Source organism: Williamsia sp. SKLECPSW1 (assembly GCF_054332755.1).
The window spans coordinates 166,322-190,157 of record NZ_JBTGLI010000001.1; the positions used below are offsets into that span (position 1 = coordinate 166,322).

22 protein-coding genes are annotated in these 23,836 nt (G+C 70.8%); 10 read left to right on the plus strand and 12 right to left on the minus strand.

Going from position 1 to position 23,836, the window contains the following annotated elements; genetic code table 11:
- The first annotated feature begins 43 nt into the window (after positions 1 to 43).
- Together ACXVUM_RS00800 and ACXVUM_RS00805 are read left to right on the plus strand one after the other, a co-directional pair.
- Positions 44 to 166, plus strand: coding sequence for a hypothetical protein (locus tag ACXVUM_RS00800; RefSeq protein ID WP_458519988.1), 123 nt, complete (start codon positions 44 to 46; stop codon positions 164 to 166).
- Between the two features lie 40 nt (positions 167 to 206).
- The gene (locus ACXVUM_RS00805; protein WP_458519989.1) at positions 207 to 788 is read left to right on the plus strand and encodes a L,D-transpeptidase; all 582 of its coding nucleotides are present in this window, start codon (positions 207 to 209) and stop codon (positions 786 to 788) included.
- A 9-nt stretch (positions 789 to 797) separates the two neighbouring features.
- Here ACXVUM_RS00805 and ACXVUM_RS00810 read toward each other — a convergent pair whose 3' ends face one another.
- From ACXVUM_RS00810 to ACXVUM_RS00840, 7 genes are all read right to left on the minus strand, one after another.
- Positions 798 to 1,823: a vitamin-B12 independent methionine synthase gene (locus ACXVUM_RS00810; protein ID WP_458519990.1), complete on the minus strand. Its 1,026-nt coding sequence runs from the start codon at positions 1,821 to 1,823 to the stop codon at positions 798 to 800.
- Positions 1,820 to 2,902, minus strand: coding sequence for a tRNA 2-thiouridine(34) synthase MnmA (mnmA, locus tag ACXVUM_RS00815; protein ID WP_458519991.1), 1,083 nt, complete (start codon positions 2,900 to 2,902; stop codon positions 1,820 to 1,822). The genes ACXVUM_RS00810 and mnmA overlap by 4 nt, the downstream gene beginning before the upstream one ends.
- 3 nt (positions 2,903 to 2,905) lie before the next feature.
- A complete protein-coding gene (locus ACXVUM_RS00820; protein ID WP_458519992.1) occupies positions 2,906 to 4,105 on the minus strand; it encodes a cysteine desulfurase family protein in 1,200 nt (399 codons plus the stop codon).
- Positions 4,106 to 4,156: 51 nt separating this feature from the next.
- Positions 4,157 to 5,053 (minus strand): lysophospholipid acyltransferase family protein, encoded by an 897-nt coding sequence (locus ACXVUM_RS00825; RefSeq protein ID WP_458519993.1) that lies wholly within the window; start codon positions 5,051 to 5,053, stop codon positions 4,157 to 4,159.
- Positions 5,050 to 5,898, minus strand: coding sequence for a GNAT family N-acetyltransferase (locus ACXVUM_RS00830; protein ID WP_458519994.1), 849 nt, complete (start codon positions 5,896 to 5,898; stop codon positions 5,050 to 5,052). Before ACXVUM_RS00830 ends, ACXVUM_RS00825 begins: the two co-directional genes overlap by 4 nt.
- Before the next feature lie 201 nt (positions 5,899 to 6,099).
- Positions 6,100 to 7,056 carry an electron transfer flavoprotein subunit alpha/FixB family protein gene (locus tag ACXVUM_RS00835; protein ID WP_458519995.1) on the minus strand — a complete coding sequence of 319 codons (957 nt, stop codon included), beginning with the start codon at positions 7,054 to 7,056 and terminating at the stop codon, positions 6,100 to 6,102.
- Positions 7,057 to 7,091: 35 nt separating this feature from the next.
- Positions 7,092 to 7,877 carry an electron transfer flavoprotein subunit beta/FixA family protein gene (locus ACXVUM_RS00840; RefSeq protein ID WP_458519996.1) on the minus strand — a complete coding sequence of 262 codons (786 nt, stop codon included), beginning with the start codon at positions 7,875 to 7,877 and terminating at the stop codon, positions 7,092 to 7,094.
- Positions 7,878 to 8,096: 219 nt separating this feature from the next.
- Here ACXVUM_RS00840 and ACXVUM_RS00845 point away from each other — a divergent pair, with 219 nt between their 5' ends.
- From ACXVUM_RS00845 to ACXVUM_RS00860, 4 genes are read left to right on the plus strand one after another with little or no spacing between them, the layout of a single operon-like run.
- Complete coding sequence (locus ACXVUM_RS00845) at positions 8,097 to 8,876, plus strand: class I SAM-dependent methyltransferase (RefSeq protein ID WP_458519997.1); 780 nt, start codon at positions 8,097 to 8,099, stop codon at positions 8,874 to 8,876.
- Positions 8,877 to 8,900: 24 nt separating this feature from the next.
- A complete protein-coding gene (locus ACXVUM_RS00850) occupies positions 8,901 to 10,439 on the plus strand; it encodes a 1,4-alpha-glucan branching protein domain-containing protein (protein ID WP_458519998.1) in 1,539 nt (512 codons plus the stop codon).
- Positions 10,436 to 11,692, plus strand: coding sequence for a glycosyltransferase family 4 protein (locus ACXVUM_RS00855; protein WP_458519999.1), 1,257 nt, complete (start codon positions 10,436 to 10,438; stop codon positions 11,690 to 11,692). Before ACXVUM_RS00850 ends, ACXVUM_RS00855 begins: the two co-directional genes overlap by 4 nt.
- A 17-nt stretch (positions 11,693 to 11,709) precedes the next feature.
- Positions 11,710 to 12,795 carry an NAD-dependent epimerase/dehydratase family protein gene (locus ACXVUM_RS00860; protein WP_458520000.1) on the plus strand — a complete coding sequence of 362 codons (1,086 nt, stop codon included), beginning with the start codon at positions 11,710 to 11,712 and terminating at the stop codon, positions 12,793 to 12,795.
- A gap of 5 nt (positions 12,796 to 12,800) precedes the next feature.
- On the opposite strand, the gene ACXVUM_RS00865 is transcribed toward ACXVUM_RS00860, so the two are convergent.
- Positions 12,801 to 13,550 carry an acyltransferase gene (locus ACXVUM_RS00865; RefSeq protein WP_458520001.1) on the minus strand — a complete coding sequence of 250 codons (750 nt, stop codon included), beginning with the start codon at positions 13,548 to 13,550 and terminating at the stop codon, positions 12,801 to 12,803.
- A gap of 129 nt (positions 13,551 to 13,679) precedes the next feature.
- On the opposite strand from ACXVUM_RS00865, the gene ACXVUM_RS00870 reads away from it, so the two are divergent.
- Positions 13,680 to 15,005: an outer membrane protein assembly factor BamB family protein gene (locus tag ACXVUM_RS00870; protein ID WP_458520002.1), complete on the plus strand. Its 1,326-nt coding sequence runs from the start codon at positions 13,680 to 13,682 to the stop codon at positions 15,003 to 15,005.
- Positions 15,006 to 15,116: 111 nt separating this feature from the next.
- On the opposite strand, the gene ACXVUM_RS00875 is transcribed toward ACXVUM_RS00870, so the two are convergent.
- From ACXVUM_RS00875 to ACXVUM_RS00890, 4 genes are all read right to left on the minus strand, one after another.
- Complete coding sequence (locus ACXVUM_RS00875) at positions 15,117 to 16,406, minus strand: DUF222 domain-containing protein (protein WP_458520003.1); 1,290 nt, start codon at positions 16,404 to 16,406, stop codon at positions 15,117 to 15,119.
- A gap of 447 nt (positions 16,407 to 16,853) precedes the next feature.
- Positions 16,854 to 18,032 carry a THUMP-like domain-containing protein gene (locus ACXVUM_RS00880; RefSeq protein WP_458520004.1) on the minus strand — a complete coding sequence of 393 codons (1,179 nt, stop codon included), beginning with the start codon at positions 18,030 to 18,032 and terminating at the stop codon, positions 16,854 to 16,856.
- Positions 18,033 to 18,041: 9 nt separating this feature from the next.
- The gene (locus ACXVUM_RS00885; RefSeq protein WP_458520005.1) at positions 18,042 to 19,004 is read right to left on the minus strand and encodes a class I SAM-dependent methyltransferase; all 963 of its coding nucleotides are present in this window, start codon (positions 19,002 to 19,004) and stop codon (positions 18,042 to 18,044) included.
- 39 nt (positions 19,005 to 19,043) lie between these two features.
- Positions 19,044 to 19,832: an enoyl-CoA hydratase/isomerase family protein gene (locus ACXVUM_RS00890; RefSeq protein WP_458520006.1), complete on the minus strand. Its 789-nt coding sequence runs from the start codon at positions 19,830 to 19,832 to the stop codon at positions 19,044 to 19,046.
- Positions 19,833 to 19,885: 53 nt separating this feature from the next.
- Here ACXVUM_RS00890 and ACXVUM_RS00895 point away from each other — a divergent pair, with 53 nt between their 5' ends.
- Genes ACXVUM_RS00895 through ACXVUM_RS00905 form a run of 3 tightly spaced genes read left to right on the plus strand, consistent with a single transcriptional unit; the run spans position 19,886 to position 23,836 of the window.
- Positions 19,886 to 20,773: an alpha/beta hydrolase gene (locus ACXVUM_RS00895; protein ID WP_458520007.1), complete on the plus strand. Its 888-nt coding sequence runs from the start codon at positions 19,886 to 19,888 to the stop codon at positions 20,771 to 20,773.
- 19 nt (positions 20,774 to 20,792) lie between these two features.
- Complete coding sequence (gene ligD / locus ACXVUM_RS00900) at positions 20,793 to 21,743, plus strand: non-homologous end-joining DNA ligase (RefSeq protein ID WP_458520008.1); 951 nt, start codon at positions 20,793 to 20,795, stop codon at positions 21,741 to 21,743.
- Positions 21,744 to 21,784: 41 nt separating this feature from the next.
- Positions 21,785 to 23,836 carry a M13 family metallopeptidase gene (locus ACXVUM_RS00905; RefSeq protein ID WP_458520009.1) on the plus strand — a complete coding sequence of 684 codons (2,052 nt, stop codon included), beginning with the start codon at positions 21,785 to 21,787 and terminating at the stop codon, positions 23,834 to 23,836.

The following is a 23,836-nucleotide window of genomic DNA, read 5'->3' on the forward strand; positions in this document are numbered from 1 at the left end:
ATGGTCTGCGGCCGGCGGTGGTCGACGTGACCACGCGCTGCTGGTGACGCCGGACCCCGCCGAGGCCGAGGCGCTCGCCGAGCACACCCGCTTCTTCGTGCCCGCCCATCTCGGCGTTTTCCGACTCGTCGCGCCCGCCCGATTGGTCCGGGATCTCGACTTCTGACGACTCGGCCCGAGCACGCCGATGTGCCATCCTGGTCGCCATGCGGGCTGCGGTGCGGGACTACTGGTGGGCGGCGCTCGTGGTGCCGCTCAGCATCGTCCTCACTGTCATCCTCATCGGCGGCGCCGTCGGCGATCGGCACGACGGCACGACCCAGACGGTCTCGGCCGCCGTCACGTCGCAGGCGCCGACGTCCACGCAGTCGGCCGAACAGATCGCCGACGCCCAGGCCTGTCGCACGTCGTCGGCCCCGCGGACGATCTCGGTCAGCATCAGTCGCCAACGCATGTGGTTGTGCACCGGGACGTCGACGGCCGTCGCGTCGCCGATCACGACCGGCATCGACACGCCGGTCGACCGGACACCCGTCGGGACATGGAAGATCATCGACCGCGAGACCGATCGCTACCTCGTCGGCCCCGACTACCGGGTGTTCGTGCACTACTGGCTGCAGTTCTTCGGCGACTACGGATTCCACGACTCGCCCTGGCAGACGTTCCCCTACGGCGACATCCGCTACCGCTCGGCGGGAAGCCGCGGGTGCGTGCACGTCCCGGAACCCATGATGGCGCGCCTCTACACCTGGGCGACGCTGGGCACCACGGTGACGATCCGCGCCTGACGCGGCGGGTCAGCGGTGCGGCAGCCGTTCACCGACCGCGGTCGCGACGCCGAGGGCGGCGACCGCGCGCGCCGACGCCACCTCACCCAGTCCACACGCCGGGCTGACGATCATCTGCTCGACGAGGACCGCGTGATCGAGTCCGATCGTGTCGACGAGTGCGATCAGGCGGTCGCTGACATCGTCGGGCGTCGGGGTGGGACCCGTCGTCGGGACGCATCCGGCCACCACGACACGCCCGGCGTCGACCGCCTCACCGAATCCGTCGAGATCCTCGGTGCGCGGGCGTTCGGCGCCGATGCGCGCGAGGTCGAGTGAGACGCCCCACAGCGGCGTCTGCGCCGCGACGTCCCACGGGAACGCGTCACCGCAGTGGTGCAGCAGGACGGGCGCGCCGACGCCGGCACACAGCGCGCTCAGGTGCTCGGCGGCCACCGCGGCCGGCACGGGCGGGATCACGTCGAATCGGGAGAGCGGGGGAACCCTCCCGGCGACGACGGCGTCGAGGGACGGCTCGTCGATCTGCACGAGCACCCGCGCACCGAGGCGTCGGGACAGGTCACGCACGTGGTCGGCGATGCCCTCGGTGAGCGACCCGACGACGTCACCCCAGGCGCCGCGGTCGGCGAGGGCCTTGTGGCCGGTGGTCAGCTCGACGGTCGCGGCGAGCGTGAACGGTCCGGCGATCTGCGTCTTCACCCAGGCGTCCGGCCCGCCCAGGCCGCGGGTCTCCCACACCTCCTCGAGCGCGTCGAGATCGGCGCGGAGCAGGTCGCGGGCGCGGCGCCGCAGGGCCGATCCCCCACCGGCGAGGCGATAACCGTGGTTGCCCACATCCATGGGCATGTCGACGAGGAGCGCCGCACAGCGTCCGATCATGTCGGCCCCGACACCCCGTGCCGGCAGCTCGGGCAGGTGCATCAGCGCGACCTCGCCGGCGACGACGTCCGCGGCCCCGCGCGGATCGCTGCCCGGCATCGACCCGACGCCGGTCGCCACACCGGTCGGCGGCCGTGGACCGTCCTGGGGTGTCACGCGGCGCGGATCCGGCCGCAGCCGATCACGCGGTCACCCGCCGCGGCGTCCGGCGCGTACAGCACCGCAGCCTGCCCGCGTGCCACCCCGGTGAGGGGTTCGTGCAGGTCGATGACGATCCCGTCGCCGTCGTCGACGGCACGTGCACGGGCCGGCGCGAGTCCCCCGTGGGCGCGCACCTGCACCACGCACTCGATGTCACCCTCGGGTGCCGCACCCGAGGTCCACACCGCGCGTCCGGCCGCGATGGAACTCACCGCGAGATCGGCCGACGTGCCGACGGTGACCGTGGCGGTGTCGGGGTCGATCGCGGTGACGTATCGCGGGGCACCGTCCGCGGCGGGGGCCTCGATGCCCAGTCCCTTGCGCTGCCCGATGGTGAAGCCGTGGATCCCGTCGTGCTCGGCGAGCGTGTCACCGGTCGCCTTGTCGACGACGAGTCCGGGCCGGACGCCGATACGCGCGCCGAGGAACGCACGCGTGTCCCCGCTGGGGATGAAGCAGATGTCGTGGGAGTCGGGCTTGTCGGCGACGGTGAGTCCGCGGCGTGCGGCCTCGGCGCGGATCTCGGGTTTCGGGGTGTCCCCGACCGGGAACATCGCGTGCGCCAACTGGTCCGCCGTGAGGACCGCCAGCACGTACGACTGGTCCTTGTCGGCGTCGACGGCACGACGCAGCACGCCGTCGTGGAGGCGCGCGTAGTGCCCGGTGGCCAGCGCGTCGAACCCGAGCGCCCGCGCGCGATGTGCGAGTGCGGAGAACTTGATCTTCTCGTTGCACGTCAGACAGGGGTTGGGTGTCTGTCCCCGGGCGTAGGCGTCGACGAACTCGTCGATCACGTCGTCACGGAACCGTTCGGCGAAATCCCAGACGTAGAACGGGATCCCGAGGACGTCCGCGGCGCGGCGGGCGTCCTGCGCGTCCTCCCGCGAGCAGCAGCCGCGACTGCCGGTCCGCAGTGCGCCGGGTGCGGTGGACAGGGCGAGGTGGACGCCTGTGACGTCGTGGCCCGCGTCCACCGCCCGTGCCGCGGCGACGGCCGAGTCGACCCCGCCGCTCATCGCGGCCAACACCCGCATGTCTCAGCGCTCCCCGACGGTGGCCATGCCCGCGACCCGGGCACGATCGGCGACATCGCCGAGAACGGCGGCGACAGCGGAGATCTCGGCGTCCGTGGTCGACGGGGCGAGGGAGAACCGCAGACTGCTGCGTGCGTCCGCGGTCGACATGCCCATCGCCAACAGCACGTGGCTGGCGCGCGCGACACCCGCGGTGCACGCCGATCCCGTCGAGCACTCGACCCCGTTGGCGTCCAACAGCATCAGCAGTGAGTCCCCCTCGCAACCGAGGAGCGACACGTGCGCGTTGCCCGGCAGCCGGTCGTCGCCGAGGGGTCCGTTGACGACGCAACCGGGGACCGCACGCGCCACGTCGAGCAGCCGATCACGACGGGCGGCGACCGTCACCATGCTGGTCGGGAGTTCGTCGACCGCGATCCGCAGGGCGGTGGCCATCCCGACGGCGCCCGCGGCGTCGGGTGTACCCGACCGGACGTCACGCTCGTGACCGCCGCCGTGCAGCAGCGGGACACAGTCGACGTCACGACGCAGCACGAGGGCACCCATACCGTGCGGGCCGCCGAACTTGTGCGCGGCCAGGCTCATCGCACTGACGCCGACGGTCCCGAGGTCGACCGGGATGTGGCCGACGGCCTGGATCGCGTCCGTGTGCAGGGGCACGCCGAACTCCGCTGCGACGGCGGCGAGTTCAGCGATCGGCTCGATGGTGCCGACCTCGTTGTTCGCCCACATCACCGACACGAGGGCCGTCTCGTCGGGGTGGGCTGCGAGCTCGGCGCGCAGGTCCGACGGTGACACGCGTCCCTCGGCGTCGACCGGGAGCACCACGAGGTCGGCGTCTCCGCGGTCGGCGAGCCACTGCGCCGGATCCATCACCGCATGGTGTTCGACGGCGGAGATGACCACCCGACGCCGACGCGGGTCGGCTGCGACGCGGGCCCAGAAGATGCCCTTCACGGCGAGGTTGTCGCTCTCGGTGCCGCCGGCGGTGAACAGGACCTCCGAGGGCCGTGCACCGATCGACGCGGCGATCGACTCGCGCGCCTCCTCCAGGTGACGGCGCACGCGACGGCCCGACCCGTGCAGTGACGCGGCGTTGCCCGGGTCGGCGAGGATGCGTGTCATCGCCTCGACGGCGGCCGGATGCATCGGTGTCGATGCGGCGTGATCGAGGTAGACGGGTGTGCTCACCGGGACGGACATGACCGACCCAGGATACCGGCGGAAATCCCCGGCCCGCGCCCGCGGGGACCCCTACGCCGCGCCGGCCGCGTCCGCGAGGCGATCGTCGGGGACTCGGCGGCCCGTGAGCGACGGGAGCGCGGAGAGAGCCCGCAGGGCGTCGTCGTGCCGATCGTCGGCGCCGAAGACGAGACGCTCACAGCGGGCGGCGAGTTCGCGGCGGTCGGCGCCGGGCAGTTGCAGCTCGTGGACACGGACCACCACGGTGAGGCCGCGGGCCCGCAGGACACGACGCAGTGTGTCCAGGATGTCGTCGTCACCGATGAACGCCGGGGCCGTCGCGACGTGCCCGTCGGCGTCACGGAAACCGACGTGGACGGGGAGGACGGGCATCCGGGCGTCGACCGCGGACTGGAAGCAGGCGGGACGGAAACGCCCACCCGCGTGACCGCACCAGGTGGTCCCCTCGGGGAACACACCGACGGCGTCGTCGGCGAACAGACCACCGGTCATCGCCTCGATCGTCGCGGGCAGCGACCGCAACGACGCCCGGTCGACACCGATGACACCCAGTCGGCGCGCCAGACCACCGACGAGCGGCCAGCTCAGGATCTCCGACTTGGCGACGAACCGCGCGGGCACCACTCCGGCGATCGCGACGATGTCGAGGAACGAGGTGTGGTTGGCGACGACGAGCCCGACACCGCGGCCGACGTGGGGCCGACGGTCGTCGACCTCGACCGCGATGCCCAGCGCCGCCAGCAGCGAGCGCGCGGCCCGCCGCACGAACCGACGTCGCACCGGGCGGGGCAGGGGTGCCACGAGAGCACCGCCCGCCGCCGCGACGACGGCGGTGGCGGCCAGGCGGACGATCCGCAGCACCGCCCGGGTCCGTCCGACCGGCTGCCCGGCAGCGCGGACGCAGCTCGCGTCGCAGGGGCTCGTGGGGAACCAGGCGTGTGTGGTCATCGGGTCGCCGCCTCGACGTCGCAGCGGTCGGCGAGCGCTCGGAGGCGGTCGAGGTATCGGGTGTCGGCGGTTCGGCGGTCGATGACCGTCACGAAGTCCCCGACACCGAAGTCCGGGTCGTGGGCGGGCTCGCCGCAGATCCGGGCGCCGATCCTCAGGTATCCCGCCATCAGAGGTGGCAGGGAGAACCGGGTGGGCGGATCGATGTCGTCGAGGCGTCGGCCGTCGACGATCACCGGTCGGTGCGGGAACACCTGCCACGGCGCGCGGTGTCGGTCGCGGGCGAGGTCGCGTACCGCGCGGACCACCGCGCCCGTCTCGGTGCCGTCACCGAGGTCGAGAGGGACCGACGTGCATCCCGCGACATAGCGGTGTCCGGTCTCCTCGACGTGACGGAGGATGCCGGACCACATCAGCGCCAGCACCGACCCGGTCCGATGCGCCTGCGCGACGCAGGCACGACCCATCTCGACCGTCTCCGCCGCGATCGGGGCGAGTTCGCCGAGGTCGAACTCGCCGGCGCTGTAGAGACCGCCGGCGGCGATCGCGGCCGCGGGCGTCAGCATCCGGTAACAGCCGACCACCGACCCGTCGGTGCCGTCCCGGACCAGCAGGTGGTCGCAGAAGTCGTCCCAGCGGTCGGCGTCACGCCCGTCCACTGCGTCTGCCATGGCCGAGGAGAACCCCGGCTCGGTCGAGAACACGTCGTGTCGAAGTCGCTGCGCCGCCTCGATGTCGGCGGGCCGCGTCGTCAGGTGCAGCGTGTAGCGGGGTCCGCGCAGCAGCACGCGGGAGCGGCGCACGGGCGCTGTGGTGGAGGTGCCGTCGAGCAGTGTCGTCGCCATGGGCCACAGGGTCTCCGGCGGATCGGACACCCGCGCTGCACCGGCGTGTCATGTCGGTGGAAGGGTGGTGAACTCCCGGATGTCCGGGTTACGCCGCACCCACCGGCACGTTACCGGCGCCCTCCGAACGCGCCGTGGCCCCCGGAACATCAGTTCCGGGGGCCACGGTGGAGCGGTTTCGGGCGATCACGCCCTACTGCGTCACTTGCGCTTCTTGACCTCTTCGGTCAGTTGCGGCGCGACGTCGAACAGGTCGCCCACGATGCCGTAGTCGGCGATCTCGAAGATCGGGGCCTCTTCGTCCTTGTTGACGGCCACGATGGTCTTCGAGGTCTGCATGCCGGCGCGGTGCTGGATGGCACCGGAGATGCCGAGCGCCACGTACAGCTGCGGCGAGACGGTCTTGCCGGTCTGACCGACCTGGAACTGGCCCGGGTAGTACCCCGAGTCGACGGCGGCACGCGAGGCACCGACGGCGGCACCGAGCGAGTCGGCGAGTTCCTCGACCACGGAGAACTTGTCCGCGCTGCCGACGCCGCGGCCACCGGAGACGACGATCGACGCCTCCGTCAGCTCGGGACGGTCGCCACCGACGATGGGCTCCACCTTGGTGATCTTGACGGCGTTCGCGGCCGGGGCGGGGACCTCCACGTCGACGCGCTCGCCGGCGCCGGCCTGAGGCTGGGCCTCCACGCCGCCGGGACGGATCGAGTAGATCGGGATGTCGCCCTTGGGCTGCGCCTCGACGGTGAACGCGCCACCGAAGATCGAGTGCACGCCGGTCTTGTCGTCCTTGATGTCGATGACGTCGTAGAGGATCCCCGATCCCAGGCGCACGGCCAGGCGACCGGAGATCTCCTTGCCGTCGGCGGTCGCAGCCACGATGACCGCGGCGGGCGACGCCTGCTCGGCGACTGCGGCGAGGACGTCGACCTTGGGGCTGATCAGGTAGCCCTCGACGTCGTCGGACTCGGCGACGTAGATCTTCTCCGCGCCGGCCTCCGTGAGGCCGGCGACGACGCCGTCGGCCGTGCCCGGCTTGCCGGCCACGACGACCGACGGGCTGCCGAGTGCCCGTGCTGCGGTGATGAGCTCGCCGGTGACCTTCTTCAGGCCGCCCTCCGCGTCGAGCTCGGCGAGAACCAGTACTTCTGCCATGGTGTGTTGCTCCTCGATGTCAGGGTCGGGCGGTCTCAGATGATCTTCTGGCCGACGAGGTACTCGGCGAGCTTGACGCCACCGTCACCCTCGTCGGTGACGCGCTCGCCCGCGCTCTTCGGCGGCTTCGGGGTGTTGGACGTGACCGTCGACCCCGCGTTCTCCAGACCCACATCGGAGGGCTCGACGCCGATGTCGGCGAGTGAGACGACCTGCACTTCCTTCTTCTTCGCGGCCATGATGCCCTTGAAGGAGGGGAAGCGCGGCTCGTTGATCTTCTCGGTGACGCTCACGATCGCGGGCAGCGACGCCTCGAGGTGCGTTATGCCCTCGTCGGTCTCGCGCTCGCCCGAGAGGGTGTCCCCGTCGACGGTCAGCTTGCGCATGTGCGTCAGGTGGGGCAGCTCGAGGTACTCGGCGATCATCGACGGGATGGCACCGCCGCGACCGTCGGTGGCCTCGTTGCCGGCGATGACCAGCTCGACACCTTCGACGGTGCCCAGCGCGCGGGCGAGGACGTAGGCCGTCTGGACGGCGTCGGAGCCGTGCATCAGGTCGTCCTTGATGTGGATCGCCTTGTCGGCACCCATCGACAGCGCCTTGCGGATCGCGTCCGTGGTGCGCTCGGGGCCCGCCGACAGGATGGTGACCTCGCCGCCCGAGGCCTCCTTGATCTGCAGGGCCTCCTCGACGGCGCGCTCGTTGATCTCGTCGAGGACGGCGTCGGCCGCCTCGCGGTCCAACGTGTAGTCGCCATCGGACAGCTTGCGCTCGGACCAGGTGTCCGGAACCTGCTTGATCAGTACGACGGTGTTCGTCATGGTCCTCTTCGACCTCCACTCAGCGGTTGTGAACTCACCGTAAACTTACTGCCCGGTAAGGTAAAGCATCCACCCACCAGTCTAGCCACTGCCCTCGGCGGTCCCACACCACGTCCATGCAGGTGGCGGCCGTGGTCGCGAGACGCCTCCGCCGACCGGAGACATCGGTCACATCGATCGCGGGAGGGTGACGGCGACGTGACCGTTAGGCTCCCGCAGATGACCAACGCAACCGACGCCCCCGAGCCGACGCTGGTGCTCACCGGCGAGCGGACCGCGCCGGGGATCGCCGAGGAGAACTACTGGTTCCGGCGGCACGAGGTCGCCTACGCCCACATCGTCGACGCCTGTCGGGGCAGACGGGTCCTCGAGGCCGGGTCCGGCGAGGGATACGGCGCCGACATGCTGGCCGGCGCCGGTGCCGACGTCGTCTGCGTCGACTACGACGAGACCGCCGTCGCCCACTCCCGGGCCCTCTATCCCCGGCTCACCGTCCACCAGGCGAACCTGGTGGATCTCCCCCTGCCCGACGACGACGTCGACGTCGTCGTGAACTTCCAGGTCATCGAGCACCTGTGGGACCAGGAGCGGTTCGTCGCCGAGTGTCGGCGTGTGCTGCGGCCCGGCGGACGCCTCTTCATGAGCACGCCCAACCGCCTCACCTTCTCCCCCGGCCGCGACACACCGCTGAACCCCTTCCACACCCGCGAGCTGTCGGCCGCGGAGCTCACCGAGCTGCTCGTGGGCGGCGGGTTCACCGTCGAGCAGATGCTCGGGGTGCACCACGGGTCGGCGCTGCGGGCCCTGGACAAGCGGTGGAACGGTTCGTTCGTCGACGCCCAGATCGATCGGGCGCTGGCCGGCGAGCCGTGGCCGACCGCGCTCGCCGCCGACGTGGCGAGCATCCGGACCGACGACTTCGAGATCCACGCCGACGACCCCGAGGGCGGACGGGGCATCGACGCCGGCCTGGACCTGTTGGCCGTCGCCTCCGCATGACCCCCGACCCATGACCCCCGACCCATGACGGCGACGCGTGTCCCGGGACGCTTCGCGGTGGTGTTGCACTCGCACCTGCCGTGGCTGGCCCACCACGGCGCCTGGCCGGTCGGCGAGGAGTGGCTGCACCAGTCGTGGGCGGCGTCGTATCAACCGCTGTTCGCGGCGTTGCGCCGACTGGCCGACGACGGCCACCGGGACGTGCTGTCCCTCGGCGTGACGCCCGTTCTCGCCGCCCAACTCGACGACCCGTACTGCGGTGAGGCGATGCACGCCTGGCTGGGGTCCTGGCGCACCCGTGCGCACGAGGCAGGCATCGCCGGTGCCGTCCTCGGCGACACCGGCGCCGGTGACCTGGGCCACCGGGAGCACCGTGCCGCCGAGTCCGCTCTCGCCGACTTCGAGACCCGCTGGCGCCACGGCGCGTCCGGTGCACTGCGGGACCTCGTCGACGCGGGGGTGCTGGAACTGTTGTCGGGCCCGCTGGCGCACGGTTTCGCGCCCACGATGGACCCGCGGCTACGACGCTTCTCGCTCGACGAAGGTCTCGCCGACACCCGCGCCCGCGTCGGCCGGCGCCCCCGCGGAATCTGGGCGCCGGAGTGCGCGTACGCGCCGGGCATGGAGCAGGACTACTCCGCCGCCGGGGTGACCCACTTCCTCGTCGACGGCCCGGCGCTGCGGGGCGACACCGCACTGGCCCGTCCGGTGGGGTCCACCGACGTCGTCGCGGTCGGACGCGACCTCGAGATCAGCTACCGGGTGTGGTCGCCCAGGTCGGGGTATCCCGGCCACGCGGCCTATCGGGACTTCCACACCTGGGATCACCGCTTCGGGTTCAAGGCGTCGCGCGTCACGGGCCGATCGGTGCCGGCGGAGCGCAAGGCCCCCTACGACCCCGATCGCGCACGGCGGGCCGTGGACGCCCACGTGACGGACTTCGTCGGGCACGTCCGCGACCGTCTCGCCGCCGAGTCGGAACGGGTCGGCCGGCCGGCGCTGGTCGTAGCGGCGTTCGACACCGAGCTCTTCGGCCACTGGTGGCACGAGGGGCCCCAGTGGCTCGAGGCGGTGCTGCGTGCGCTACCCGACGCCGGGGTCGACGTCAGCAGTCTGCAGACCGCCATCGGCGACGGGTTCGTCGGTGCCCCGGTGGATCTCGGTCCGTCGAGCTGGGGGTCGGGCAAGGACTGGCGGGTCTGGGACGGGCCCGCGGTGTCCGACCTGGTGGCCGTCCAGCGCGAGGTGACCGCGGCAGCGCTCGACACCGTCACCAAGCGACTCGACCAGGGAACAGCGCTGCGCGATCCCGTCGCCGACCAGATCGTGCGGGAGACGATCCTGACCGTCGCATCGGACTGGGCGTTCATGGTGTCGAAGGACACCGCGGCCGACTACGCCCGCGACCGGGCGTTCACCCACGCCCACGCCGCGCGCGAGATCGTCGACGCCGCCGACCGCGGCCGGGAGGACACCGCGGCACGCCTCGCGGCTGCCTGGCGCCGGGCCGACCACCCGTTCGGGGCGCTCGACGCCCGCCGTCTCGTCGGGACGGCCCCATGAGGATCCTGCTGGTCTCGTGGGAGTACCCACCCGTCGTCGTCGGGGGGCTGGGGCGGCACGTGCACCACCTGAGCGTCGAGCTCGCGGCCGCCGGCCACGACGTGGTCGTGCTCTCGCGGCGACCCTTCGGGACCGACGCCCTGTCCCACCCGACGACCGACACCGTCGTCGAGGGCGTCCGGGTGGTCGCGGTGGCCGAGGACCCACCCGACTTCGAGTTCGCCCGCGACATGATGGCCTGGACACTTGCGATGGGCCACAGCCTGATCCGGGCCGGCCTGGGGGTGACCGACGCGGACGGCAGCCGGTGGGTGCCCGAGGTGGTCCATGCGCACGACTGGCTGGTCGCGCATGCCTCGATCGCGCTCGCCCAGGTCTTCGACGTGCCACTGGTGGCGACCATCCACGCGACGGAGGCCGGCCGCCACAGCGGGTGGGTCGCCGGCACCATCAACCGCCAGGTCCACTCCGTCGAGTGGTGGTTGGCATCCGAGGCCGACGCGATCGTCACCTGCTCGGCGTCGATGCGCGACGAGGTCGTGCGGTTGTTCGGCCCCGACCTGGCCGAGATCCACACGATCCACAACGGGATCGACGTCAGCACGTGGCCGTTCGCGCCTCGCCGACCCCATGACGGTCCGCCACGACTGCTGTTCGCGGGACGGCTGGAGTACGAGAAGGGTGTGCAGGACCTGATCGCCGCGCTCCCTCGGCTCCGGCGTACGCATCCCGGGACCACCGTCGACGTCCTCGGCGACGGCACCCAGGAGACGTGGCTGCGCGACCTCGCGCGGCGCCACCGGGTGCTGCGTGCGGTGCGGTTCCGAGGCACAGCCGACCACGCCGGACTGCTCGCGGCTCTCCAGCGGTGCGACGCCATCGTGCTGCCGAGTCGCTACGAGCCGTTCGGGATCGTCGCGTTGGAGGCGGCGGCCGTCGGGGCGCCTCTGGTGACGTCGACCGCAGGCGGGCTCGGTGAGGCGGTGACCGACGGGGTGACCGGGATGGCGTTCGCGCCGGGTGACGTGACCGGGTTGGCCGCGGCCGTGCGTGCCGTCCTCCTCGATCCCGCCGCAGCGCAGCGGCGGGCGGACGCGGCACGCGAACGGCTCACCGCCGACTTCGGGTGGCGGCTGGTCGCCGGTCGGACCGCAGAGGTCTACCTGTCGGTCAAGCGGCGTGTGCGTCATCCGATCGGCCGTCCGGAGATCGTCACGAGACCGCTGCCCGACCGGGACGTCGGCGCGCCCTGAGGCGTTACCCTGACGCCGTGTCCAGCCCAGCGCAGTACCTCAGCAGCCTGTCCGTCGACACCACGACACCGGTGCTCGTCACCGGGGCGACCGGCTACGTCGCCGGATGGGTGGTCAAGGACCTCCTCGACGCCGGGGTGACGGTGCACGCGGCGGTGCGCAACCCCGACGACCGACGCAAGACCGCGCATCTCCGCGCGCTCGCCGACGCCGCACCGGGGACCATCGAGTTCTTCGCCGCCGATCTGCTGACCGACGGCTCCTACGACGAGGCGATGGCAGGCTGCGGCATCGTCTTCCACACGGCGTCGCCGTTCACCTCCGACGTCAGCGACCCGCAGCGCGAGCTGGTGGATCCCGCCGTAGAGGGCACCCGCACCGTCCTCGAGTCCGCCGACCGCACGGAGTCGGTGCGACGGGTGGTGCTCACGAGCTCGGTCGCCGCGATCTACACCGACACCGTCGACTGCGCGGACGCCGGCGGCACCCTCACCGAGGACGACTGGAACACCTCCGCGACACTGGACTACGAGCCCTACAACCTGTCGAAGACGTTGGCGGAGAAGAAGGCCTGGGAGATCGCCGAGGCGCAGTCGCGGTGGGACCTGGTCGTCGTCAACCCGTCGCTGGTCATCGGTCCCCCGCTGGGACCTGCACCGACATCGGAGAGCTTCGCGATCGTCACCCAGCTGGGCAACGGGATGATGGCCCTGGGTGCGCCGCGCATCAAGATCGGTGTCGTCGACGTCCGCGAGGTGGCACAGGCCCATGTGACCGCCGCGTTCACGAAGGACGCGCAGGGCCGTCACATCCTCTCGGCCGCCGACACCGACCTGCTCGAGATGGGCAAGGCACTGGTGCCGCGGTTCGGGATGAAGCGCCCGCTACCCCGGTTCCCGCTCCCGATCCCGCTGCTCGTCGCGGTGGCCCCGCTGGTCGGGCGCGACCGCCGGTTCGTCCGTCGCTGTTCGGGCGGTCCGTTGCATCTGGACAACTCGAAGAGCCGTGAGGCACTGAGGATCTCCTACCGCCCGATGCGGGAGTCGCTGGAGGAGATGTTCGCGGCGATGCTGGACGCCGGCCAGGTCAAGCTGCTCCGCTGACCCGGTCAGCGGTCCTCGGCCGCACCCGCCTTCTTGCGGGCGATGTCGGCGAGTGCCCGTGCGTGTTCGGCCCGTTGCGCGGCCGTCGCCGCCCAGTCGTCGGCACGGTTGCGCACCACGCGGGCAGGTGCCCCGACGGCGATCGCGTAGTCCGGGATCTCGCCACGCACCACGGCATGGGAGCCGAGGACGCAGCCGCGGCCGACGATGGTGTTGCGCAGCACCGAGACCTTGGCCGCGATCCACGTGTCCGGTCCGATGCGGACCGGTCCCTTGACGATCCCCTGGTCCTTGATCGGCAGCGTGATGTCCTCGGTGCGGTGGTCGAAGTCGCAGATGTAGCACCAGTCGGCGATCAGCGTCGACGCACCGATCTCGATGTCGAGGTAGGCGTTCACGACGTTGTTCGCGCCGAAGACCGTCTTGTCACCGATGCGCAGCGATCCCTCGTGGCAGCGGATCGAGTTGCCGTCGCCGATGTGGACCCAGCGCCCGATCTCCATCCGGGACAGCTCCGGCGTCGCGTGGATCTCCACGTCGCGCCCGAGGAACACCATTCCCCGCAGGACGATGTGCGGGTTGGCGACCCGGAACCGCCACAGGCGGAAGTAGCGGACCAGATACCAGGGTGTGTAGGCGTGGTGCTCGATCACCCACCGCAGCGACGCCACGGTGAGGAACCGGACCTGCTCGGGGTCGCGACGTCGGCCCGCGCGTCGTCGCGACCGCAGCGACGCGTTCCACATCGTCGTCATGGGCAGACACCCTAGCGGCCGCGTGCGCGGGGTCCCGGGGCGCCGCGGGCCCCGCGATAGGCTCACCGATGCGATCGGGCTGTCGACACCTCGGCGGACCCCGACTGGTCAGGTGAGGACGGGAGAACGATGCGGGACAGTTCGGTGCCCACACGTGCGCGGGGCGGGGTCGCCGCACGGTGGATCGTCCTCCTGCTGGCAGCCGTCACACTGGTCGCGGCCTGCGCCGACGGCGAGCAGGACGTCCGGTCCATCCCGAGCGCCGGATGGGCCAGCTACGGCGGCGACGCCGGCAACGCGAACTTCGCCTACGCGGATGTACCGGACGACCTCGCCCTGTCCTGGACGCGTCCGACGGGTGGCCCGGTGTCGGCGCCGCTCACCATCTCCGGCAGGTCCAACGTGCAGGTGACGTCGCGGACCGAGTCCGGATGCAACACCTTCGTCTTCGACTCCCGCGCCGGCCGCAAGAACTGGTGCCGACGGATGGCCGCGGGGGTCGAGCTGAACGCGATCCTCGTCGACCAGTACGACAACGCCTATGTGGGCGAGGCCGGCAATCTGGTCGCCTACACCGGCGGTGGCTCGATCCGGTGGCGGTTCCCGACCGTCGGTGTGCCGGTGTCGCTCAAGTTCGCCGGGCCGGGTGTGGTCCTGCTGGTCACCGACCTCGGTCAGGTGGTGCTGATCAACTCCCAGACCGGGCAGCCGGCGGCACCCGGGGTGTCGTTGCGGTCGGACGTGGACGCCTCCCAGCCCACCTTCGGGCTCGGTGACTGCATCACCGGGGGCCCGAACTGCGCCATCCAGTCGAGCCCCGCCGTCGACACCGATGCGAAACGCTTCTACCTGGAGTTCTGGCCGGAGAAGTCGATCGCATCCGAGGTCCGTGCGCTGCGCTACGACGAGCTCAACGGGTCGGTCACCCTGCGCGACGCCTGGACCGCCCAGATCCCGAGCGGGGTGATCGGCACACCGACACTGTCCGCGGACAAGAAGACGCTCTACGTCTTCGATCGTCTCGGCAGCATCTATGCGCTCGATGCGGCGACCGGCAAGACGCGGTGGAGCTACTTCGTCGGCGGGTACGGGTTCGGCACGATGACCGTCTCCCCCGACGGCGTCATCATCCCGACCGGCGTCATCGGCGCGCCGCTGCGCGCGATCCGGGACCGCGGCGACCACGCCGAGCCCCTGTGGCAGCGCAACGACCTGCAGACCGTCAGCCTCTCCGCGCTGACGAAGACCGGTACCGCATGGACCGTCGTCCGCAGTGGGAAGGACCAGGAACTCTCGCTGGTCGAGGTGTCCGCCAGCGACGGCAAGACCATGCGCACCCTCCCGATGCCGGGCGCGCTCGGCTTCGCCACCGGCGTCGCCGTCTCGGCGTCCGGCGCCATCGCCACGGCCACCAATCTCGGCGAGGTCTACTTCTTCGACAAGCCGAAGGACTGACAGCCGACGCCGGGCCGCGGCTCACACTGTGGAGTTGTCAAGGTGCTGATGCGGTCCCGCGGGGTGGGCGGGTGCTGGGGAGTGCTGTCGGTCAGGCGGCGATGCTGTTGGTCAGGCGGCTGTGGCGTCGAGTCGTAGGGCGCGGCGGTTGTAGGCGGGGTGCAGTTGTCGTGCGGGGTCGATGGTGGCGGGTGGTCGGATCCAGGGGTGTCGGTCGGAACCCATGACTATCTCCCACCCCTGCTGATGCACCGCGACGTGGCAGGTCCGGCACAGCAGACACCCGTTGTCACAGGTGGTCGGCCCACCCTGGGAGTGGAAGACGATGTGGTGGACGTCGGTCCACGACGCCGGATCACCGCACTTGATGCAGCACTCGTCGCGGGCGACGATCGCCTTGCGCGTGCGGCCGGTGAACAGCCGCGCCGACGGGGAGATGTCGACCGGTGCGGCGTCGACATCGACCGCGATGCGGGTCACCGAGGCGTCGCACGCCAGCAGCGACACCGCCTGATCGGTCACCGAGCCCATCCACTGCAGATGAGCCGGGCCCGCGGGCGTCACCCCACAGCACTCTTCGGCGGTTGCGGGCACCGTCAGCAGGATCTCCGTACGCGCCGGCGCGACGAACCCGCCATCACCGAGGGCGCGGGAGGCGGCTTCGAGAACCTGGGTGAAGGCGTCGGCGCGGCGTTGGGCCGCTGATCGTGGATCCGGCGTCCCGTCCGGGAGTGGTTTCGGGCGGGATGCGGTGTCGACACACGAGATCAACCGCTCCCCGGTCACGACATCCAGATCGAACGACCCGGCCAGTCGTCCGTCGTCGCGTTGGGTCCAGGACACCTCGTTGAGCGTGCTGTCCTCGACGACCGGGGTCACCGGCTCGCCGGCCTCCTCCACCACCGGCTGGTGCTCGAGTGCGATGGACCGAGCCCGGTCGTCGATCTCGGCCGGTGACCGTCCTGCGAGGGCGTGCCCGATCAGGAGCGTCTCGGTCTCGACCGCGAGCTCCGACCCGAGTGGTGAGCGGGTCCGGACCGCCACGTGGCGTACCCCGCGGGCGATGGCGTCGGCGTACTCCGCCGAAATCGACCCGTCCCGCACATGCCGCGCCACCACCGGCAGATGCATGATCGCCCGCCCGAGCCGGATCGCCCGCGACGCCACCACCGGAACGCACCCGTGGCGGCGCAGCAGTTCGCGCACCGACATCCCGAACCGCTTCGCCGTGCCCCGGCTTTCGAGCTCCCCGGTCAGCGCGGCCAGCACACCGTCCGCAGCGTTGCGTGCCGCGACCGCCGCACGCAGCCCAGCCAGCAGCGCGTCATCGTCGGCGGGCATGGTGCAGTCGCGGACGGCATCAGCAAGGCGATCAGCCGCCTCGACAACTTCATCGAACATGTGTGCGATTGTATTGGCGCCCACCGACAACGCTCCGGGATCGAGCCGATCAGTCGAGAACCTGTGGGATCAGCGCGAACTGTGTACAACCCAGCTCTCGGCGAACACGCGCACTCGATGGCGCAGGCGAACCAGGCCGTTCTGGCGACGGTGTCTCGTCAGCGACACCCCGGTGGCGAAGTCCGAGCACTCGCGGCGTGTCGGCTCTTCTCCTGGGCAACCACCGCAACGGCCACACGCAGCGCCGCAACCCTGTTGGTCATCAGCGTTTTCCGGGAGGGGCTGAGGGAGGTGCCACGCAGCGCGGCCTCACACTTGCGCAGGAGGGAACCCAGCTCCTTCTCGGCACGATCGAGCTCAGAGGCGTCCACACCCCCATCATGAGGCACCGCGACCAGCGGTTCATCTGCGATGGTCAGGATGTCCACGCTGAGAACACAGGTGCCGTCAGTGCCGCTCCCCCGGCCCGCAGATGAAGACCGTCGCGCGGGTTCCGACGCGGGTGACGACAAGCGCCAGCGAGCGACTGCCTCGTAGCCGTAGCCGTGTCCGCAGACGGTCGGGGTCGACGTCGACGCCACGCACCATGATCTCGAGAACTCCGCAGTCCAACTCCGCCAGCCGTCGGCGCAGCGACTTCTCGGCGAACGGGACCTGCTCCAGGACAGGCCATCCGCGCTCCCCCACCGGCACCGCGTCGCCGGTCAGATGGGCGATGCGGTTGTCGAGTTGCCACAGTCCGTGCCGCGCTGCGTAGTGGCGGACCAGCCCGGCACGCACCACCGCGCCGTCCGGGTCGATGATCCACCGGCCGACGGGCCCCACACCGACGTCGTCCGACTCCTCGTCGGTGATCTCGAATCCCGTTCCCCCGGTGCGCATCACGGTGGCACGGCGGGTGGCCCTGTCGTCCTCGCCGCACCAGAGCGAGACCTCCCGCACCCCTCCGTCGACGGACACCACCTCCGTCTCGCCGGTGAACCCGAAGCGATCGCGCAACATCCGATGGTCCAGTCCGGGAGCGCATTTCACGACGAGCGTGCGGCCCGCGTAGACCGACAGCAGCTCGAACAACCCTGGCCGAAGATCCTCCAGCCGGAAGGTGCGTGTCCCGGCCGCATCCCGCCGGGCGGGATCGGCGATGACGACGTCGGCGGAACTGGTCGGCGTGAGGGCGTCGGCGACGGCCACCATCGCTCCCGGGACGTTGTGCGCCGCCATCGCCGCACGGCCGGCGTCGAGATCGCTGCCGATGACACCGCCGAGGTCCGGGATCGCTGTCAGCTCGAGCAGTTCTGCCCCGATGGAGCAGGTGACATCGTGGACCACCGCGCCCGGGGTGTGCTGCGCGATCCGACGCGCCCGGTGAGCCGCCACGCGCGACGCGGTGGCCTGCTGCGCGGAGGCGTCGTCGAGCAGCAACTCATCCGCACCACGCAATCGCCCCCGAGCCCGTCGGCGGCCGCGGACCACCTCGACGAGCGCTGCGTCGCGCCCCGGATAGCGGGCGCGCAACGCCGCGAGATCGGCGATCAACGTGTCGGGGCGGAGTGCCAGATCCGACGCCGTCGACAACGCCTTCTCGCCGAATCGTGAAGCGAGCCAGGCGACGTCGTCGACCTCCACCGGAAGCGATCAGGCCTTGCGACCGGTGACGACGACGTTGTAGAAGAACTGCGGGGGCACGATCTTCCGCATGACGTTCTCGTCCAACCAGGTGAGACGCTTCCAGCCGCCGAACGCGAAACGTGCCCAGCCCCAGCCCAATTTCTCCGGCGGCACTGCGGCCTCGAAGGTGCGCACGGGCCAGCCGAGCATGGCGGCGGTGAACTCCTCGGTCGCGGTGTCGACATCGACAGCGCCGGCCGATCGCGCGAGGCGTTCGAGATCCCGCGGGTCGAACGTGTGGATGTCGACGACGGCCTCGAGCGCTGCGGCGCGCGACGACTCGTCGAGTTCGGCCTGCGGGCGACGCCATCCACGCAACGGAGCCCACTTCGTCACCGTGGTGGTCAGAGCCCAGGTCCCGCGTGAGAGCCACCGCGCGTAGAAGTCACCGATCGTCGACGGCTCACCGGCGAACACGAAGCGACCACCCGGTTTGAGCACGCGCAGCACCTCACGCAACGCCTGCTCGACGTCCGGGATGTGGTGCAGCACCGCGTGACCCACCACGAGGTCGAAGGTGTCGTCCTCGTACGGGATGGTCTCGGCGTCGGCGACACGTCCGTCCACGTCGAGACCCAGGTTCTCGGCGTTGCGCAGCGCGACCTTCACCATGCCGGGCGACAGGTCGGTCACCGAGCCCGAGGACGCGACCCCCGACTGCATGAGATTCAGCAGGAAGAATCCGGTGCCGCACCCGAGTTCGAGTGCGCGGCCGTAGGGCAGGGTCTCGTCGGCCGCGACGGCGTCGAAACGACCGCGCGCATAGTCGATGCAGCGCTCGTCGTACGAGATCGACCACTTCTCGTCGTAGGTCTCGGCCTCCCAGTCGTGGTACAGCACCTGGGCGAGCTTGGTGTCGGCGAGGGCCGCGTCCACCTCAGCGGCGGTGGCGTGGGGGTTCGGCGCGGGGTCGGACGGCGCTGAGGTCACGGGGACTCCTTCGACAGGACGGGCAGTCGGGGTGGACGGCTACTTGCCGAGGAACTCGGCCTTGCCGGGACCGTTCTCCACGAACGACTTCATGCCGATCGCACGGTCCTCGGTGGCGAACAACGCGGCGAACTGCGTCGCCTCGATCTTGAGGCCGGTCGCGAGGTCGGTGTCGAGGCCCTGGTCGATGGAGGCCTTCGCGGCCGCCAGCGCGACCGACGCGGCCGTGGTGAACTGCGAGGCCCACCGCACGGCGGCGGCGTACACCTCGTCGGGCGCGACGACCTCGTCGACGAGACCGATCCGCAGCGCCTCCTCGGCACCGACGAACCGCCCGGTGAAGACCATGTCCTTGGCCCGCGACGGTCCGATCAGCCGCGCGAGACGCTGCGTCCCGCCGCCGCCGGGTATGACACCGAGCAGCACCTCGGGCACACCGAGCTTCGCGTTGTCGCCGGCGATGCGGCGATCGGCGCCGAGCGCGACCTCCAGACCGCCGCCCAGCGCGTATCCGGTGACCGCGGCGACGGTCGGCTTCGGGATGGTCGCGATCGCGCCGAGGCCGGCTTGCAGACGTCCGGCGACCTTGCTCATCTCGGCGAACGTCATCGCGTTCATCTCCTTGATGTCGGCACCGGCAGCCAACACCTTGGGCCCGCCGTAGACGACGACAGCCTTCACCGAGTCGTCGAGGGACGCCTCCTCCGCGGCCGCGACGAGCTCGTCCTGGACCTGGCGGTTCAGCGCGTTCATCGGTGGACGGTCGAGTCGGATGGTCCCGACCCCGGGGTGGTCGTCGCTGCGCTCGAGACGGACGAATTCAGGCATGCTGCGCACGTTACCGCCTGCCGCGGGGGCGGTACCTGCCACCATCGATCGGCATGGCCCCCCACGACGTGCACCCGGACCTGCGGACCGCCTCTCGACTGCTCCCCCGATCACCGGTCCGGCGGACGACACTGCCGCTGCTGCGCGTCGGTGCCCGACTGATCCCGGGGAGACGGGGCGTCACCGTCGTGCCGGTCGGGGACGGGGTGTCGGTGCGGCTGCACATGCCCAGGAGTCCCCGCGACGACGGCGCGGCGATGCTGTGGATCCACGGAGGCGGATATCTCATCGGATCTCCCGCCCAGGACGACGCGCTGTGCGCGGCGTTCGCCGAGCGGGTGGGAATGATCGTGGCGGCGGTGTCCTATCGGTTCGCGCCGGAACATCCCTACCCCGCAGCGCTCGACGACGCGCACACCGCGCTGCGCTGGCTGCGCTCCCGACCGGAGGTCGACCCGTCGGCGACGGTCATCGCCGGAGCCAGTGCCGGCGGTGGCCTCACCGCTGCGCTCGCCCTGCGTCTGCGTGACGAGGGTGAACCCCGTCCCGCACTGCAACTGCTCACCTACCCGATGCTCGACGATCGCACCCGCACGGCCTCGTCCCCGGCGCGGGCACACCGCCTCTGGAGCGCGCGCAGCAACGCGTTCGCGTGGGAGGCATACCTCGCGGGTGCGGATCGCTCGATCGCGGTCCCGGCTCGCCGCACCGACCTGACCGGTCTTCCCCGTACGTGGATCGGCGTCGGGTCGACCGACCTGTTCTACGACGAGGACCTCGACTATGCGCGACGCCTTCGTGAGCAGGGAGTCGACTGCGACGTCGAGGTGATCCCCGGCGCGTTCCACGGCTTCGACTCCGTCGCCCCCCGCACACCGGTGGTCCGCGCGTTCCTGGCGACGCGCGTGCGGGCCGTCGAACGAGCGCTCGACGCGCGCTGATGCCCTAGGGTCGAACGGCATGGCGACGGAGTCCGCGGGCGAGCCGGTCGAGCTCACCGTCGGCGAGCGCACACTGCGCATCTCCAGTCCGCAGCGTGTCTACTTCCCCGCCCGCGGCGAGACCAAGCTCGACCTGGCGATGTACTACATCTCCGTCGGCGACGGCATCGTGCGCTCCCTGCGTGACCGTCCGTGCATGTTGCATCGATTCCCGAAGGGCGTCGCCGGTCAGAAGGTGCACCAGAAGCGGATCCCCGCCGGCGCACCCGACTGGCTCGAGACCGTGCGCATCCACTTCCCCCGCTACGACCGCACCGCCGACGAGGTGTGCGTGACCGAGCTCGCGAGCGTCATCTGGGCGGTGCAGATGTCGACCGTCGAGTTCCACCCCTGGAACTCCCGTCGCGACGACACCGAGCGGCCCGACGAGTGGCGGATCGACCTCGACCCGATGCCCGACTGCCCGTTCGACCGGGTCCAGCGGGTCGCCCGGGTGGCGCAGGAGGTCCTCGACGAGCTCGGGATCCGCGGGTTCCCCAAGACGTCCGGCGGATCGGGGCTGCACATCTACGTGCGGATCGAACCCCGGTGGGGATTCGCCGACGTCCGCCGTGCCGCGCTCGCGTTCGCCCGCGAGGTGGAACGACGGGCCGCCGGGGAGGCGACCACCACCTGGTGGCGCAAGGACCGTGAGACCGACGTCGTCTTCGTCGACTACAACCAGAACGCGCGCGACCACACGATCGCCGCGGCCTACTCGGTGCGCGGCAACCCCGAGGGCACCGTCTCGACCCCGATCTCCTGGGACGAGCTCGACGACGTCACCCCCGGGGACATGACCATCGCCACCGTGCCGGAACGGTTCGCCCGTCTCGGCGACCTGCACGCCGAGATCGACGACGTCGCCCACCGACTCGACGATCTCCTGGCCTGGGCCGACCGCGACGGCCTCGAGGCGAACGACGACTGACCAGCGACCCGACCCGGGCCCGACGAGCAGAGGGGACTGCCATGACCACGCACGCCACCGAACTCCCGAACCTGGGCAGGCGCGCATTCCTGGCCGGGATGGGCGGCGTCGCCCTCGTCGGCGTGCTCGCGGCCTGTGGCGCCGACGACGCGCGCAAACCTGCACTGACACCGGACCTCTCCGGACTCGACGACACGGTGCCGGCCGGTGCTGATCTGTACCGCCACGTCAACGGTGGGTGGCTGATCAGTTATCAGATCCCCGCGGACAAAGCCGGTTACAGCACGTTCGACGAGCTCGGCGACACCGCCGAGAAACAGCTGCGCACCATCGTCGAGGCCATCGGCGACGACGCCACGGGCGAGGACGCGAAGATCCGCGACCTCTACCGGGGGTTCATGGACACCTCCCGCATCGACGCCGCGGGCGCCACCCCGGTGCGTCCGCTGCTCGACGCGATCGACGCCGCACCCGACAAGAGCACCCTCACGAGAGGGCTGGCCGCGCTGTCGACGACGGGTTCGACCGGCATCGTCGACCTGTACATCGCCCCCGACCAGGCCGACTCCACGCGCTACGTCGCGAACATCGTGCAGTCGGGCATCGGTCTGTCCGACGAGTCGTACTACCGCGAGGCCTCCTACGCCGAGGACCGCGCGAAGTATGTCGAGCACCTCACGACATTGGCTCGACTGGCCGGGTTGAGCGATCCGAAGGAGCGGGCGCAGCGCGCGATGACCGTCGAGACCGCGGTCGCCGCAGGCCATCTCAGCACCGTCGAGAGTCGGGACGCGACGAAGACCTACAACCCCCGGACATGGGCGGAGTTCACCGCGCAGGCTCCGGGGATCGACTGGACCGCGTGGCGGTCGGGTCTCGGCCTCGGTGACGACAAACTGTCGCGGGTCGTCGTCGCGGGGCCGACGGCCATCGCGACCGCCGCGAAGGTCTGGGCCGACACCCCCATCGACACCCTGCGCGACTACATGCGGCTGGGCGTGCTGCGCAGCTACGCCCGCTACCTGTCGACGCCGTTCCGCTCGGCGAGCTTCGACTTCTTCTCCCGGACCCTCAACGGTGTCGAGAAGGAACCGGACCGCTGGAAGTCCGGTGTCGCCCTGGTCGACTCGATGCTCGGCGAGGCGTTGGGGAAGAAGTACGTGGCGAAGCACTTCGCGGGCTCCGCCAAGGACGACGCGCGCGAGCTCGTCGGGAACCTCGTCGAGGCCTACCGCCGGAGTTTCGCCTCCATCACCTGGTTCAGCGACGCCACCCGCAAAGAGGCGAACACCAAGCTCGACACGCTGACGGTGAAGATCGGCTACCCCGACACCTGGAAGGACTACTCCGGCCTGACCATCCGCGCCGACGACGTGGTCGAGTCGGTGCGCAACGGCCAGATGTTCGCCGCGAGGCGGGAGTTCGCCAAGCTCGGCACGAAGGTCGACAAGACCGAGTGGCAGATGACCCCGCAGACCGTGAACGCCTACTACGACCCGACGTTCAACGAGATCGTCTTCCCCGCGGCGATCCTGCAGTACCCGTTCTTCTCCCCCGACGCTGAGCCTCAGGTGAACTACGGCGGAATCGGAGCGGTCATCGGACACGAGATCGGCCACGGCTTCGACGACCAGGGGTCGCAGTACGACGCAGACGGCAACCTCCGCGACTGGTGGACGCCCTCCGACCGGGCCGAGTTCACCAAGCGGTCCGAGGCGCTCGTCGCCCAGTACGACGCCCTGGTGCCGAAGGGCCTGCCCGCCGACAAGCACGTCAACGGCGCGCTCACCGTCGGCGAGAACCTCGCCGACCTCGGCGGGCTGTCGATCGCGTTGTCCGCCTACCGCATCGCGGCGGAGAAGGCGGGAACCGAGGCCCGTGACCGCGACGTCTACCTCTCGTGGGCGCGGATCTGGCGCGGCAAGTACCGACAGGCCGCCGCCGAGGAGCGTGTGGCGACCGATCCGCACTCGCCACCGGAGTTCCGGTGCAATCAGGTCGTCCGGAACATCGACGGCTTCTACGACACGTTCCGCATCGGCCCGTCGGACCCGATGTATCTCGAACCGGCCCGGCGCGTCACCATCTGGTGA